Raw genomic sequence first — 15032 nt, forward strand, 5'->3', positions numbered from 1 at the left:
GCGCGTGACAGCCGGACCCGTAAGCAGCGCCTGCAATTCAGGCGACGGTGAAGCTCGTCATGAATCAGAACCCCGGACGCCCCATTTCAACTTCGCTGGTCACCATCGCGGTCGTGCTGATGCCGATCGTCGCCGGCGCGCAGTCGCAGCCGTATCGAACCAACGACCTTTCCGGTATCGCGCTCAACGTGCTGCCGCCCGGGCAGGGCCGCTATCTCAACGCTGCGGAGATCGCGCAGTGGGAGGCCAACGGCTCGCAGCCGACGCAGAACACCGATCAGAGGTCGCTCTACGACCTGCTCATTCAGGCGGCGCCCGAGCTCGTGCCGGGCGACCTTCCCGAATTCTTCAAGGATGCATCGTTCGGCGTAAAGGATGAGGACGTCGTGCGCACGTATTCGCCGCGCGCGGGCGTCGTGATCCGGCGCGACCGCTTCCAGGTTCCGCACGTGTACGGCACGACGCGCTCCGATACGCTGTTCGGCGCGGGCTACGTGACCGCGGAAGATCGCCTGTTCATGGTCGATACGCTGCGTCACCTCGCGCGCGGGCGCATGACCGAGTTTCTCGGGCCGAGCGCCGCCAACATCCAGACCGATCGTGCGACGCGCCTGTTTGCCGATTACGACGACGCCGAGCTCGAAGCGATGGGCACGCGCCTCGAAACGCTCGACCCGGTGCTCGGCCCGCGCGCGCGCCAGGATCTCGACGACTTCACCGCCGGCATCAACCAGTTCATCGGCGAAGCACGAGTCGATGCGACGAAGCGCCCGGGCGAGTACGACGCGCTGCAGATTCCGCTGATGGACTGGAAGCCGACCGATTCGATCGCGTTGTCGGCGCTGATCGGAAGCCAGTTCAGCCTCGGCGGCGGCGGTCAGATCCGCAATTCGCTGTTCCTGTCTGCGCTCGAGGCCGAGCATCCGGCCGCCGAAGCGCGCGCGATCTTCGACGACTTCCGGCGCGCGAACGATCCGGAAGCACCGACGTCGACCGACCAGCCGTTTCCGTTCAACGCCGATCCCGCGCCCGTCGATCCGGCTGCGGTTGCGCGGCCGGATGCCACGTCTTCGCTCGCGGCGGCGATGGCCGCAGCTTCGTATCCGGATCACATCGATACGCCGCTCGGGCCGCTGCCGTTTCCGCTGCATCGCGGCCCGGCCAGTAACGCGCTGCTGGTCGATGCCGCGCATTCGAAATCGGGCAAGCCGATCGCGGTCTTCGGTCCGCAGGTCGGATACTACTCGCCGCAGATCCTCATGGAGATCGACATGCACGGACCGGGCATCGACGCGCGCGGCGCGGCGTTTCCCGGCCTGTCGCTGTACGTGCTGCTCGGCCGCGGCCGCGACTACGCTTGGAGCGCGACGACCGCGTACGCCGATCACCTCGACATCCGCGTCGTCAGGCTCTGCAATGCCGACGGCAGTCCGGCAACTGCATCGAGCACCAGCTATCTGAACGACGGCGTGTGCACCGCGATGTACCGCCGCACCGATACATGGCTCGCCAAGCCGAGCGCGGGAGGGATCCCCGACGATCCGGGTTCCCTCGTGATGACGATGACGACCGAGAGAACGCGGCACGGGATCGTGCAGGCTCGCGGAACTGTAGCCGGAGAGGCGGTCGCATACGTGCTGCAGAGGTCCACGTACATGGCCGAGGTCGATTCGACGTTCTCGTTCATGCTGGCCGCCGATCCGGATCAGATCCATGGTGTGGCCGATCTTCAGCACGCGTTCTCGCGGTTCAACTTCTCGTTCAACTGGCACTTCGTCGATCCGAAGAGCATGGGCTTCTACACGACGGGCCTGTACCCGGTGCTCGCGCCGGGCGTGGATCCCGATCTTCCGTACTGGGGCGACAGTCGCTGGGATCCGGTGCGCACGCTCGGTTACGACGAGCATCCGCAGGCGCTCGATCCCGCAAAGGGTTACGTCGTCAACTGGAACAACAAGCAGGCGCCGCTGTGGCGCGCGGCCGACGACGTGTTCGCGTTCGGCTCGATCCAGCGCGTGCAGCTCCTCGACGACGGCGTCAGGGCCGCGCTCGCCGGCGACGGCAAGGTCAGCGTGGTCGAGCTCGTCCAGGCTATGGAGACGGCCGCGACCCGCGACATCCGCGGCGCGAAGATCCTGCGCACGATGCTCGACGCGCTCGGCACGCCGTCGGATTCGCGTCTTGCCGCGGCCGCGTCGCTGCTCGACGTGTGGGAGCGCGCCGGCTCGCACCGGCGCGACCTCGATCTCGACGGGCAGTACGAGAACCAGGCGGCGGTTGCGCTGATGGATGCGTGGTGGCCGCACGTGCTTTCGAAGGTGTTCGGCCCGGCGCTCGGCGGCGCGTTCGATGACGTCCCGCTCGAACAGAATTCGCCTGCCGATCCCGGCGGCAGCTCGTACTGGGGCGGCTGGTACGGACAGCTCGACAAGGATCTGCGCAGCGTGCTTGGCCGTCCGGTAGCCGGAGCATTCTCGCGCGAGTACTGCGGCGGCGGCGACGCAGCGGCGTGCCGCACCGCGCTCACCGAAGCGCTCGACGATGCGGTCGCGTCGCTCGAGTCGCAATTCTCGGCGGACTCTTCCACGTGGGACGTCGACGAGGAGGCCGAGAAGATCCAGTTCTCGCCGGTCGGTCTCGTCGAGGTCGACCCGATCCCGTGGCAGAACCGTCCGACGTTCCAGCAGGTGATGCTGCTGACCGGCGAGAACGGCGTGACGTGTCCGCTCGTTCCGTCCGACGATTGCGCGACGTTCGACGCGCCGGCGACGTCGCGTCTTTCGATTCGTGACGACGACGAAGACCGGTCGCTGAAGTGGCGACTTGCGAAAGGTCCGGCCATCGACGCCGGCGATTTCGGCAGTCCCGATTCGACGACCAGCTACGAGCTGTGCATGTACGATTCATCGTCGCGACTCATCGGCCATGCGAGCATGCGCGCCGGCGACGCGTGCGGCGGCAAGCCGTGCTGGACGCGAACCGCGCGAGGATTCCGCTACAAGGACGCGGCCGCGGCGCACGACGGCGTGGTGCGCATTGCGCTTCAGGGCGGCGACGCCGGCAGCTCGAAAATCCAGCTGCAGGCGGCAGGTCCGGCGGCCGATCCGCCGTCTCTGCCGGTGGCGGAGGCGGATTTCCCGCTGACCGTCGAGCTGCTGAACAGCGCGGGGCACTGCTGGCAGAGCTCGTACGCGAGCGCGCTTCGAAGCACCGCAGAGCGGATGGATCTTCGTAACGACTGACGCAGCGGCAACGACAGGCGGATCGAGAAGAAAAATCAGTGTCTGTCCCCGATTTCACAAAATCGGGGACAGACACTGATTTTCGCGCTCGTCGACGCGGCGCATCGGCGCTGCTCCGGTGAGTGCCGAACTCTCGCATACTCGCTCGCGGGTCTTGGAAACCGTTCGCAGCGGGGCCCAACATCGTGGGGATGCGAAAGGAGAACCCGAAAGAGCCGGCGTCGGGCGAAGCCCCTGGAACCGCCGGAGTGCTCGAGCGCAACGTCGAGGCGATCCTGTCGCATCGCGAACAGTTCGAGCGCTCACGAAGCCGCCAGGAACGGGTCGCCGATTCGATCACGCACTTCGCCGGCAGCATGGCGTTCGTCTATCTGCACATCGTGATCTTCGGCATCTGGATCGCTCTCGACCTTGGCTGGTTTCCGATCGCGCCGCTCGATCCGACGTTCGTTACCATTGCGCTGGCGGCATCGATCGAAGCGATCTTCCTGTCGACGTTCGTACTGATCAGCCAGAACCGCATGGCAGCGCTCGCCGACAAGCGCGCCGACCTCGGGCTTCAGGTGAGCCTGCTCGCCGAGCACGAGATCACGCGGCTCGTCGAGCTCGTCACCGAGATCGGCAAGAAGATGCACATCGACGCGTCGCACGACCCGGAGCTGTCGGAGCTCTCGCAAACGATCGCTCCGGAAAAGGTCCTCGACACGATGGAGCAGACCGAGCGCGAGCGCGTTGCGGCCTCTCACTAGACTCCCGGGACTGCGTTAGCCGGAAGTGCCTGCGTCCACACGGCGGGCTCGACGTGAATCCGGGCACGCGGCCGAAGACCTTCGGCGGCGGGCCGAACGAACATCAGGCGAAGGTTCCTTCAACTGAGCACAAGCCTTCGCTTTGTCTGCATTTCTGCCCGAGGTTCCGCTTGACGTCGGTGGGGCTACTGTCGTACATGGTGTGGACCGGTGGGTAGCAATGGGGTTGTGTGTGGTAAATCCTCCTGTTGCGAGTCGGTCGGGGTTTCATCGTCTTCGGACGATGTGTGTGGGCTGCCCACCGGTTTTTGTGAGGCGGTAAAGGCGCGGGGAAGCGCCGGCCGCCGTGGCTTCTCCTCCTTGAGGTTGCGCTTGAGTTTGCGCTCGAGCTTGGGCCGCCGGCGGGCATTCGATGTTTCGTGGCACGTTCTTCCACAACCTTGACGACAAGGCCCGGGTAGCCATCCCGAGGAAATTCCGCGAGCAGCTCTCGGGCGGCAAAGGCGAGACCAGCGTCGTCGTCACCAGATCCTACGGCGCCGGCCCTCGCACTCTCGACGTCTATCCGATCGACGAATGGGAGAAGCTCGAGGCCCGCATCCGCGAGCGTCGCCAGTTCGACGATACCATCCGGACCTTCAAGCGTCGCTATCTGCACCCTGCGCAGGAGCTCGTTCTCGACGGCCAGGGCCGCATTCTGCTCCCGCAGGATCTTCGCGACTCGATCTCGCTTACGAAGGAAGCCGTGTTCACCGGCGATCTCGAAAAATTCCTGATCTGGTCGAAGGACCAGTGGCTCGAGCAGAAAGAGGCCGACGAAAATTCCACCACGCCGCCGGCTCTCGACGACCTCGGTCTTTAGGACAGCGGCGATGACGGCGAACGACGACCCCGACTCCCGCGACAGGCACGACAGGATGGATCCCGCCGCGACGCCCGATCGCGAGCGTCTCGGCCGCCACATCCCGGTCATGGCAGAAGAGATGATCGAAGCCGTGCGCCCGCAGACCGGCCGCCGCTTCGTCGATGCAACGGTGGGAGAAGGTGGGATGGCCGAGCTTCTCCTCGATGCCTCGGCTCCGTTCGGCGAGCTGCTCGCGATCGACTGGGACGAAGCGGCGCTCGAGCTCTGCCGCGTCAGGCTCGCTCGCTTCGGAACCAGGGTACGCTTCGTCCGCGACTCGTTCGCGAATCTTCGCGTGGTCCTGGCCGATGCCGGCTGGGAAGACGGCGCCGACGGTATTCTCGTCGATCTCGGCGTCTCGACGCTGCAGCTCGGCCGCAACGAGCGCGGCTTCTCCTTCCAGGCCGACGCGCCGCTCGACATGCGCATGGACCGCCGGCTTCCCGTGACGGCCGCCGATCTTCTGGCCGAGCTTTCCGAAGGCGACCTTGCCGACACGATCTTCCGCTACGGCGAAGAGCACGGCTCGCGGCGCATCGCGCGCCAGATCGTCCGCCGTCGTACTACCTCCCCGGTGCGCACGACCGGCGAGCTTCGCGACGCCGTGCGCGCGGCCGGCATTCGCACCAAGCCCGGCATCGATCCGTCGACGCGCACGTTCCAGGCGCTTCGCATCGCGGTCAACCGCGAGCTCGAGCAGATCGAAGCGCTGCTCGACAACGGCTGGGAGCTGCTGCGTCCCGGCGGTCGCCTCGCGATTCTCAGCTATCACTCGCTCGAAGACCGCATCGTCAAGCAGGCGTTCGCGATGTGGTCGGCGAGCTGCCTGTGTCCCCCGCGCCAGCCGGTGTGCAACTGCAACTGGACGGCGAAGGTCCGGCGCATCACGCGCGGCAAACAGAAACCGACCGAACAAGAGAAACAACGCAACCCACGCGCTCGCAGTGCAGGAATGCGCGTCGTAGAGAGGCTCGCCGCATGAGCACGACATCCGCTCACGAAAGTCCGGACTTTTTCGAACTGCTGACGCGCCAGGGAGTGCTCGATCCGGAAGAAGCCGGACTGAGGCGGCGCTTCATCGTCAGCCTGATTGCGTTCGCGCTGCTGCTCGGCGGGCACGTCTGGGTCAGCATGCAGAGCCGCAATCTCGGCTACGAGGGCGAGGCGCTCGGGCGCCTGATCCACAAGCTCGACCAGGAGCGCGTCGAGATCGAAGACGCGCTTGCGCGCGAGTCGCGCCCGGCGCTGCTCGCATCGCGCGCGATCGATCTCGGCATGCAGAAGCCGGCACACGGCCAGCTCCGCCGCCACGAAGGTCGCGTGGACCGCGTCGAGCTCGTCGAACAAATCGGAAGGGATGCGAAGCCGTAACAAATTCAGCTCGCGGCTGTCGTTCATCGGCTGCTTCTGCGTGGCCGGTGCGTTCACGCTCGTCGGCCGCATGTACGTGCTGCAGATCGCGCGCGGCGATCACTACAAGGAGATCTCCGAGAGCACCAAGTGCAAGGACACGATCGAGATCGCCTACCGCGGGCCGATCGTCGATCGCAACGGCGTGGTGCTGGCCACGACCACTTCGGCGGCCAAGGTTTCGCGCGGTGGCGGCTACACGTACGACGCGGCGCACGCCGGAATTCTCTCGCCGATGCTCGGCATCGACCGCGCGGCGCTCGACGCCAAGCTCGCGCAGGGCGGCGACCATTTTCGCTGGCTGTCGCGCGCCGTCGACGAGGACGTCTCGACGGCGATCCACAACCTTCGGATGCCCGGCATCGAGATCCACCAGAGCCAGGAGCGCAGCTATCCGCAGGGCGGAACCGCTGCCCACGTTCTCGGCTTCGTCGGAGCCGACGCCGACGGTCTCGAAGGCGTGGAGAAGCTCTTCGATCGCGAGATCCGCGGCTCGTCGGTTACGGTCCACGTCTGCCGCGACGTGACCGGGCGCCCGTTCCTCAGCAACAGCGAAGACACCGGGCTCAACCGCGGCGGCACCGCGTACCTGACGCTCGACGCGACGCTGCAGACGATCGCCGAGGTCGAGCTCGCCAAGCAGGTGCAGAAAACCCACGCGACCGCCGGCGCCGTCGTGATGATGGACCCGAAGACCGGCGAGATCCTCGCGCTCGCCAACGTTCCGACGTTCGATCCGAACGACGTCGACGACAGCCCGCCGGCCGCGCGCCGCAACCGCGTCGTCACGGACCTGTTCGAGCCCGGCTCGACGATGAAGCCGTTCGTCATCTCGGCCGCGATGGACGCCGGGCTCGTCAAGCCCGAAGACAAGTTCTTCTGCGAAAACGGCAAGCTCATGGTGCCCGGCTGGCACAAGCCCATCCGCGATCATCATCCGCACGGCCTGCTCGACGTCGCGAGCATCATCCGCGTATCGAGCAACATCTGCTCGGCAAAAATCGGCTGGCTGCTCGGGCCCGAGCGCGAGTACGAGTATCTGAACGCGTTCGGCTTCGACCGCCTGACCCACGTCGAAATGCCCGGCGAGCGCCGCGGCATGGTGCTTCCTCCGCAGAAATGGAAGCAGATCAACACCACGACGATCAGCTTCGGCCAGGGCATCAGTGTGACCGCCATGCAACTGGCGACGGCGTATTCGACGCTCGCCAACGACGGCGTGCGGATGCAGCCGCGCATCATCCGCAAGATCACCGACCAGTACGGCAGCGTCACGCGCGACTTCCCGCTGCAGGAAGAGCGCCGCGTGGTCAGCGTCGAGGTTGCCCGCACGATGCGGCACATGCTTGCCGCCGTCGTCAGCAAGGAAGGCACCGCGGCCGCCGCGATGCTCGACGGCGTTCCCGCCGCCGGCAAGACCGGAACCGCACAGAAAGCCGAGAACGGCCACTACAGCGAGAGTCGCTGGCTCGCATCGTTTGCCGGATTTCTGCCGGTGGAAGATCCGCGCGTCGTCATCGTCGTGATGATCGACGAGCCGAAAGGCATGCACTTCGGCGGCGTCGTCGCCGCTCCGGTGTTCAAGGCGATCGCCGAGGCGAGCTTCGATTACCTCGGCATCGAGCGCGAGGTTCCGGCGCCGAGCGACGAGCTCGACAAGCTGTTCGACAACGGCGACGAGCCGATGCTGCTCGAAGCCGCGGTACCCGCAGGTACGCCTCCGCTCGCGACTCCGTCGGGAGCGATGCCGGATCTGCGCGGGCTGCCGCTGCGTTCGGCGATGCGCGCGCTCGCAACGTGCGGCTGCGACGTAAAGATCGACGGCCACGGTTTCGTCGTCTCGCACGACCCGCCACCCGGGAGCACGCTCTCGCCGTCGGCGGCCGTCTCGCTCAAGCTCGCGGCGACGCTGTGACCCGCAGTCGGGGTCGGGATTTCCGCAGCGTGCTCTGCTGCGATCACTCCTTTTTCCGCCGCAGTGCATAATGCGGCGATGACTGCGACGTCCGCTCCACCCCGCACGAAGGTCGCGCTTGCCGACCTGCTTGGCCGCGCCGAGCGCCGCGGCCTCGAAGCGAGCCTCGTCGATCCCGACGGGGTTGCACCGGCGCAGCCGATCACCGGCGTTCGCGTGGATTCGCGCCTCGTCGAGCCCGGCGATCTGTTCGTTGCCGTGCCCGGCACACACGTCGACGGCGCTGCATATATAGAGGAAGCGCGAAGGCGCGGCGCGGCCGCGATCGTCTGCGATCCGGCAAACGTGCCGCCGCAGATCGCGGCGATCGTCACCGGCGACGTCGCGGCGGCGGCGGGCTTTCTCGCTTCGGCGTTCTGGAACGATCCGACGGACTCGCTCGAGCTCGTCGGCGTGACCGGCACCAACGGCAAGACCAGCTCGACGTATCTTCTCGAGTCGGTCTGGAAAGCGGCCGGCCGCGAACCCGGAATCATCGGCACGATCGTGCAGCGGTGCCGGGCATTCGAAGACCCGTCGCCGATGACGACACCGTCGGCGGTCGACCTTCAGCAGACCCTCGCACGCATGCTCGCGGCGGGCACCGATTCGGTCGTGATCGAGGCATCGTCGCACGCGCTCGACCAGAAGCGCGTGGCAGGCTGCCGTTTCCGCGCCGCGCTGTTTACCAACCTGACCCGCGACCACCTCGATTATCACCAGACCGAAGAGCGTTACTTCGCGGCCAAGGCGTCGCTGTTCCGGCGCTGGCTCGAAGCCGGCCGCAGCGCGGCGGTGCTCAATGCCGACGATGCGCTCGTCGCCAGCCTGGCCGGCGAGCTCGGGCATCTGGATGTCTGGACGTATTCGACCGAGCCGGGAGCGTCGGCGACGGCGCGCGTCGTGTCGGCCGACTGCACGCTTTCGGGAATCGATGCGGTCTTCGATCTCGGCGGCACGCCGGCGCGGATCCGGTCGCCGCTGGTCGGCGCTGCCAACCTGTCCAACCTGCTCGCCGTCGCCGCGCTCGCACGCGCGACCGGAGTCCCGGCCGATGCGATCGCCGCCGGGCTCAGCTCGTGCCCGCCGGTGCCGGGGCGGATGGAGCGGATCTACGCGTCGGGCGGCACGCGAAGCTCGAGCGACGAACCTGCCGTCTTCGTCGACTACGCGCATACGCCCGATGCGCTCGAGCGAAGCCTGCTCGCGCTTGCCAGTCAGCGCACCGGGCGCATCGTCGTCGTGTTCGGCTGCGGCGGCGACCGCGATCGCGGCAAGCGTCCGATCATGGGTCGCATCGCCGGCGAGCTCGCGGACGTTGCCGTGCTCACGTCGGACAATCCCCGTACCGAAGATCCGCATGCGATTCTCGACGAGATCGAAGCCGGCGCCGGTGCACGAATGACACGCGCCGAGCCCGCGGCGCTTGCCGCACAGCACACGCGCGGGTATTTCGTCGAAGCGGATCGGCTTCGCGCAATCGAAACCGCGATCGCGATTGCAGCAGGCGAAGACGTGGTGCTCGTTGCCGGCAAAGGCCACGAGGACTACCAGGACGTCGCCGGGACCAAACGGCATTTCGACGATCGCGAGGTCGTGCGCGCGGCGCTCGACCGCCGGCACGGCGCGGCGGCAAAGCTCGAAGCGGGCAGCAAGGGGGATGTGGTGCGGAATGTGGTGGTGGAGAAGGCCGAGTGAGCGCAGCGTCCGCAGACTCCGCAATATCCAGACCGGATGGCCGCGACCTCGCTCATCCGGCAACCGTCGGTGACGCTGCGCTGGCGATCGGGGCGCTTGTCCGCAGCGGCGGTGATCCCGCCGCGGTCTACGAACGCGTCTCCACCGACAGCAGGACGATCGCCAGCGGCGACCTTTTCTTCTGCCTGCGCGGCCCGACGTTCGATGCGCACGACTTCATTGCCGACGCGGTGCGCGCCGGAGCGGCAGGCATCGTCTGCGAGCATGGACGCGGCGGCGCGGTGCCGGCCGCGAGCGCGACCGCAGTCATCGAAACGGGCGATACGCTTGCCGCTCTCGGCGAGCTGGCCGCGTGGCATCGTCGCGGATCTTCCGGACCGGTCATCGGCGTCACCGGCTCGAACGGCAAGACGACCACCAAGGAGATGCTGCGCGCGATTCTCGTTGCCCATCATGGCGCCGACCGCGTGCTCGCGACCCGCGGAAACCTGAACAACCTGATCGGCGTGCCGCTGACGATCTTCCAGATCACGACGACGCACACGGCGGCCGTCATCGAAATGGGCATGAACGTGCCCGGCGAGATCGCGCGCCTGACCGAAATCTCCCGTCCGACCGTCGGAGTGATCACGTGCGTGGCCGAAGCGCATCTCGAAGGCCTCGGCACCATCGAAGGCGTCGCGCGCGCCAAGGGAGAGCTGTTCGAGGGGCTCGACGCGGCCGCCGTTGCCGTCGTCAACTGCGACGATCCAAATATCGTGCGCGAGTCGTCGCGCTTTGCCGGCCGCCATCTGACGTTCGGAAGCCGCGGCGATGTCCGCGCCGAGGACGTGCGCTGCGACCGCATCTCGGCATCGACGTTCGACATTGCATACGCAGGCGAGCGCGCGCGCGTCGAGCTGCCGCTCGGCGGCCGCCACAATGTGCAGAACGCGCTGGCCGCAGCGGCGGCTTCGATCGCGAGCGGCGTGCCGCTCGCAACGGCCGCACACGGGCTGTCGAAGATGACGCCGCCGCCGATGCGCATGTCGGCCGAAGCGCTGCCGAACGGCGTCACGCTCGTCAACGATGCGTACAACGCGAACCCCGGATCGCTCGGCGCGGCGCTGGCTACGCTCGGCGGCCTCGATGCGCGCCGCATCGTCGTGATCGGCGACATGCTCGAGCTCGGGCCGCGCTCTGCCGAGCTGCATCGCCGCGTCGGTGCGCAGGCCGCCGGCATCGAGCCGGCGCTGCTTTGCGCTTACGGAAAATTTGCCGCGGACGTTGCCGGCGGTGCCACCGGCTCCGGCCTCGATGCGTCGCGCGTGCTGGTGTGCGCTAGCCATGCCCAGGCGGCTGACGCGGTTGCCAGTGTGTGGCTTCCGGGCGATGCGGTGCTCGTGAAGGGCTCGCGCGGCTCGGCCATGGAACACGTCGTCGAACGGCTGCGCGCGACGGCAAGCGGATCGGCCTCCAGATGATCTACCATTTCCTCTATCCGCTGGCGTCGACGTACAGCTTCCTCAACGTGCTGCGCTACATCACGGTGCGCGGCATGCTCGCAGCCGTCATCGCGCTGCTGATCTCGCTGATGCTCGGGCCGAGCTTCATCCGCCGCATGCGCTCGTTCGGCCAGCCCGTCAGCCAGTACGCTCCGGAGAACCATCTCGCCAAGAAGGGCACGCCCACGATGGGCGGGCTGCTGATCGTCTCAGGGCTTCTGATCGCGTCGCTGATGATGGCCGATCTCGACAACGTCTACGTGCTGACGACGCTCGGCGTGACGCTCGGCTTCGCGGCGCTCGGCTTCATGGACGACTGGCAGAAGGTCACCAAGCGCACCAACGGCGGAATCTCCGCACGCGAAAAGCTGATCTGGCAGTTCCTGATCTCGGGCGCGGCAATTGCGCTGCTGTGCATGCGCCCGGATTTCGACACGCACCTGGCGGTGCCGTTCTTCAAGGACGTTCGGCCCGACCTCGGCTGGTTCTACGTTCCGTTCGGCGCGCTCGTCGTGGTCGGATGCTCGAACGCCGTCAACCTGACCGACGGGCTCGATGGTCTTGCGATCGGTCCGGTCATGACGACTTCGGCAACGCTCGCCATCCTGTCGTACTGCGCCGGCAATGCGCGCATCGCGGACTATCTGATCATTACGCACGTACCGGGCGCCGGCGAGCTGTCGGTCATCTGTGCGGCGACGTCGATGGCCGGGCTCGGATTCCTGTGGTTCAACGCGCATCCGGCGCAGATGTTCATGGGCGACGTCGGCTCGCTTCCGCTCGGCGCGGTGATCGGCATGGTCGCGATCGCATCGAAGAACGAGCTGGTGCTGCTGCTCGCCGGCGGCGTGTTCGTCGTCGAGGCGCTGTCGGTCATCATCCAGCTCGGATCGATCAAGCTGCGCGGCAAACGCGTGTTCCTGATGGCGCCGATCCATCATCACTTCGAGAAGGCCGGCTGGCCGGAGACGCAGGTGGTCGTGCGCTGCTGGATCATCTCGCTCCTGTGCGCGATCATGAGCCTCGCAACGCTCAAGCTGCGCTGAGCCGTGGCGGCCGCGCGAACGCTCGTCGTGCTCGGCCTTGCCCGCAGCGGGATCGCCGCGGCGCGAGTTGCCGCCCGCGGAGGCTGGACCGTTCTCGTCGCCGACGACAAGCCGGACGCGGCCGCCGATCTTCCCGACGGCGCGCAACCGATCGACGTGGACGCGGCCGCGGATCGCATCCGCGAAGCCGACCTCGTCATTCCAAGCCCCGGCGTGCCGGCATCGCATCGACTTCTCGTCGCGGCGCGGGCTGGCGGAGTTCGCATTGCTCCGGAGATCGAGTTTGCCGCCGACCGTCTCACTGGAACGCTGGTGGCGGTTACCGGAACCAACGGAAAGAGCACGACCGTAAGCCTGGTCGGTGCGATCCTCGAAGCGGCCGGCCGACGGACGTTCACCGGCGGTAACCTCGGCGACCCGCTGTGCAACGCGGTCGGCCGCGAGCCGTACGATTTCATCGTCGCCGAGGTTTCGAGCTTCCAGCTCGAGCATGCGACGACGTTCCACCCTCATGTCGCGGCGATGCTCAACCTGACGCCCGACCATCTGGACCGGCACGGCAGCATGGACGAATACCTCGCGGCCAAGCTGCGGCTGTTCCAGTGCATGACAGCGGGCGACCACGCGGTGCTGCCGCGCTCGAGCGACTGGACGGCGAAAGCGGTCGCTTCGACGCGCGCGTCGGTTTCGTATTTCGACACGCCGCCGCCAGGGCAGCGCGAGATCGGCGCCGGCGGCTATCGCATCCGGCTTCCGCAACGCGGTTGGCCGCAGCTGCCGCACGATCTCGAGAACGCAGCGGCAGCGGTCGAGATCGCGCGCGTGCTCGGCGTCGACCGGGTAGCCGTCGAGCGCGCGATCGCCGGGTTCCGTCCGCTTCGGCACCGGCTCGCGAAGGTGGCCGAGATCGGCGGCGTTGCGTGGTGGAACGACTCGAAGGCGACCAACGTCGGGGCCGCAGCGAGCAGCCTGCGGGCGTTCGACGGGCGCGTCATCCTGCTCGCGGGCGGGATTTCGAAAGGTTGTGACTTCGCCGCGTTGGCGAACGAGGCGCCGCGCATTACACTCGTCGTCGCGTACGGCGAGGCCGGGCCGGAGATCGAGGCGACCCTGGCCGCATCGATGCGCGTCGTGCGTGAGTCCGCTCTTCACGCCGCGGTGCTTCGCGCCGCAAAGGAAGCACGTCCGGGCGATGTGGTGCTGCTGGCGCCGGCGTGCTCGAGCTTCGATGAGTTTCGCGACTACGCCGATCGCGGCCAGTCATTCGAGCGCTGGGTGCACGAGCTCGAGTCCGTCGGGAAGGGGTGAGGAGGAAGTGCGGTGAGCTGGACTGGTTCGGATGCGCGATCGATCGAGGCGGCGCTTGCGCTGCCGCGCGTGGCGGTACGGATGTCGGATCGGCCGGACCCGTGGGTCGTCGGGCTGGTCGCGATCCTGACGGTGCTCGGCCTGATCTTCGTGTTCGATGCGAGCACGTTCGTGTCGAACTACCACTTCGGCGACGGCTACCGGATGATCCTCAAGCACGCCGTGTCGGCGTCGGTCGGCGTCGTGCTGCTGTGGATCTGTTCGCGCTGCCCGTCGGATTTCCTCAAGCGTCGTGCGTACTGGATCTTCGCCGTGACGGTTCCGCTGGTCGCGGCCACGCTGATCCCGCACGTCGGCATCGAGGTCAACGGCGCGCGGCGCTGGATCCCGTTCGGGCTGTTCAACCTTCAGCCGTCCGAGTTCATCAAGATCTCGTACGTGATCCTGCTGGCCGCGTGGCTGGATCGCGTGCACGACCGCGTGCGCAATCCGCTCTATTCGATCCTGCCGGTGATGACGGTCTTCGGTGCGATCGGCGTGATGCTGCTCGGCCAGCCGGACTTCGGCACGACGGCGCTGCTCGGCGGCATCGCGGTGCTGATGCTGCTGCTCGGCGGCGTGCCGTGGTGGCAGCTGTTCGTGCCGGCATCGGCGATGGGTGCAGCGGGCTTCTACCTGATCTGGTCGTCCGAATACCGGTGGAATCGCGTGATGGCGTTCGTCGATCCGGAAAAGGATCCGCTCGGCGCGGGCTACCATCTGCTGCAGGCGCTGACGGCGTTCGGCTCCGGCGGGCTGACCGGCCAGGGCCTCGGCGCGTCGACGTCGAAGTCGGGCTATCTGCCGGAGCCGCACACCGACTTCATTTTCTCGGTAATCGGCGAGGAGACGGGGCTGATCGGGTCCGCGTCTATCGTGCTGCTTTTCGGGCTGCTCGCGTGGCGCGGCTTCCGCATCGCGCACCGGCACAGCGAGCCGTTCGCGCAGCTTCTCGCGGCCGGGCTGACCTTGATCATCGTGCTGCAGGCGATGATCAACATCGGCGTCGTGCTCGGTCTGCTTCCGACCAAGGGCATCGGCCTTCCGTTCATCAGCTACGGCGGCTCGTCGATCATGGCCTTCCTGGCGATCGGCGGCCTGCTTCTCTCGCTGTCTCGCGAGCTGCGAGAACGTTGAGGAATTAAAATGGGACCAGGTACATTTTTGCGGCCACGCGCGAAAACATTGCGGAATTAAA

Annotated in this window: 11 protein-coding genes; all 11 read left to right on the top strand. The window is 67.0% G+C overall.

Going from position 1 to position 15032, the window contains the following annotated elements; genetic code table 11:
- The first annotated feature begins 59 nt into the window (after positions 1–59).
- Complete coding sequence (locus tag VN634_08830) at positions 60–3242, top strand: penicillin acylase family protein (GenBank protein HXC50972.1); 3183 nt, start codon at positions 60–62, stop codon at positions 3240–3242.
- Positions 3243–3433: 191 nt separating this feature from the next.
- Positions 3434–3991, top strand: coding sequence for a DUF1003 domain-containing protein (locus VN634_08835; protein HXC50973.1), 558 nt, complete (start codon positions 3434–3436; stop codon positions 3989–3991).
- A gap of 412 nt (positions 3992–4403) precedes the next feature.
- The gene (gene mraZ / locus VN634_08840; protein HXC50974.1) at positions 4404–4853 is read left to right on the top strand and encodes a division/cell wall cluster transcriptional repressor MraZ; all 450 of its coding nucleotides are present in this window, start codon (positions 4404–4406) and stop codon (positions 4851–4853) included.
- 10 nt (positions 4854–4863) lie between these two features.
- The gene (gene rsmH, locus VN634_08845; protein ID HXC50975.1) at positions 4864–5877 is read left to right on the top strand and encodes a 16S rRNA (cytosine(1402)-N(4))-methyltransferase RsmH; all 1014 of its coding nucleotides are present in this window, start codon (positions 4864–4866) and stop codon (positions 5875–5877) included.
- Positions 5874–6266 (top strand): hypothetical protein, encoded by a 393-nt coding sequence (locus VN634_08850; protein HXC50976.1) that lies wholly within the window; start codon positions 5874–5876, stop codon positions 6264–6266. Before rsmH ends, VN634_08850 begins: the two co-directional genes overlap by 4 nt.
- The gene (locus VN634_08855; protein HXC50977.1) at positions 6253–8220 is read left to right on the top strand and encodes a penicillin-binding protein; all 1968 of its coding nucleotides are present in this window, start codon (positions 6253–6255) and stop codon (positions 8218–8220) included. Before VN634_08850 ends, VN634_08855 begins: the two co-directional genes overlap by 14 nt.
- Before the next feature lie 78 nt (positions 8221–8298).
- Positions 8299–9957: a UDP-N-acetylmuramoyl-L-alanyl-D-glutamate--2,6-diaminopimelate ligase gene (locus VN634_08860; GenBank protein HXC50978.1), complete on the top strand. Its 1659-nt coding sequence runs from the start codon at positions 8299–8301 to the stop codon at positions 9955–9957.
- Positions 9954–11420, top strand: coding sequence for a UDP-N-acetylmuramoyl-tripeptide--D-alanyl-D-alanine ligase (gene murF, locus VN634_08865; GenBank protein HXC50979.1), 1467 nt, complete (start codon positions 9954–9956; stop codon positions 11418–11420). Before VN634_08860 ends, murF begins: the two co-directional genes overlap by 4 nt.
- Positions 11417–12487 (top strand): phospho-N-acetylmuramoyl-pentapeptide-transferase, encoded by a 1071-nt coding sequence (gene mraY, locus VN634_08870; GenBank protein ID HXC50980.1) that lies wholly within the window; start codon positions 11417–11419, stop codon positions 12485–12487. The genes murF and mraY overlap by 4 nt, the downstream gene beginning before the upstream one ends.
- Positions 12488–12490: 3 nt before the next feature.
- Complete coding sequence (murD, locus tag VN634_08875; protein HXC50981.1) at positions 12491–13795, top strand: UDP-N-acetylmuramoyl-L-alanine--D-glutamate ligase; 1305 nt, start codon at positions 12491–12493, stop codon at positions 13793–13795.
- A 12-nt stretch (positions 13796–13807) separates the two neighbouring features.
- The gene (gene ftsW / locus VN634_08880; GenBank protein HXC50982.1) at positions 13808–14971 is read left to right on the top strand and encodes a putative lipid II flippase FtsW; all 1164 of its coding nucleotides are present in this window, start codon (positions 13808–13810) and stop codon (positions 14969–14971) included.
- The last annotated feature ends 61 nt before the right edge of the window (positions 14972–15032 follow it).

This window comes from Candidatus Limnocylindrales bacterium, from assembly GCA_035571835.1.
GTDB lineage: Bacteria > Desulfobacterota > Binatia > UBA1149 > CAITLU01 > DATNBU01.

Coding starts and splice junctions, on each gene's coding strand:
- VN634_08850 (HXC50976.1), top strand. CDS start 5,874: ATGAGCACGACATCCGCTCACGAAAGTCCGGACTTTTTCGAACTGCTG.
- rsmH (HXC50975.1), top strand. CDS start 4,864: ATGACGGCGAACGACGACCCCGACTCCCGCGACAGGCACGACAGGATG.
- mraY (HXC50980.1), top strand. CDS start 11,417: ATGATCTACCATTTCCTCTATCCGCTGGCGTCGACGTACAGCTTCCTC.
- mraZ (HXC50974.1), top strand. CDS start 4,404: ATGTTTCGTGGCACGTTCTTCCACAACCTTGACGACAAGGCCCGGGTA.
- VN634_08830 (HXC50972.1), top strand. CDS start 60: ATGAATCAGAACCCCGGACGCCCCATTTCAACTTCGCTGGTCACCATC.
- VN634_08860 (HXC50978.1), top strand. CDS start 8,299: ATGACTGCGACGTCCGCTCCACCCCGCACGAAGGTCGCGCTTGCCGAC.
- VN634_08835 (HXC50973.1), top strand. CDS start 3,434: ATGCGAAAGGAGAACCCGAAAGAGCCGGCGTCGGGCGAAGCCCCTGGA.
- VN634_08855 (HXC50977.1), top strand. CDS start 6,253: ATGCGAAGCCGTAACAAATTCAGCTCGCGGCTGTCGTTCATCGGCTGC.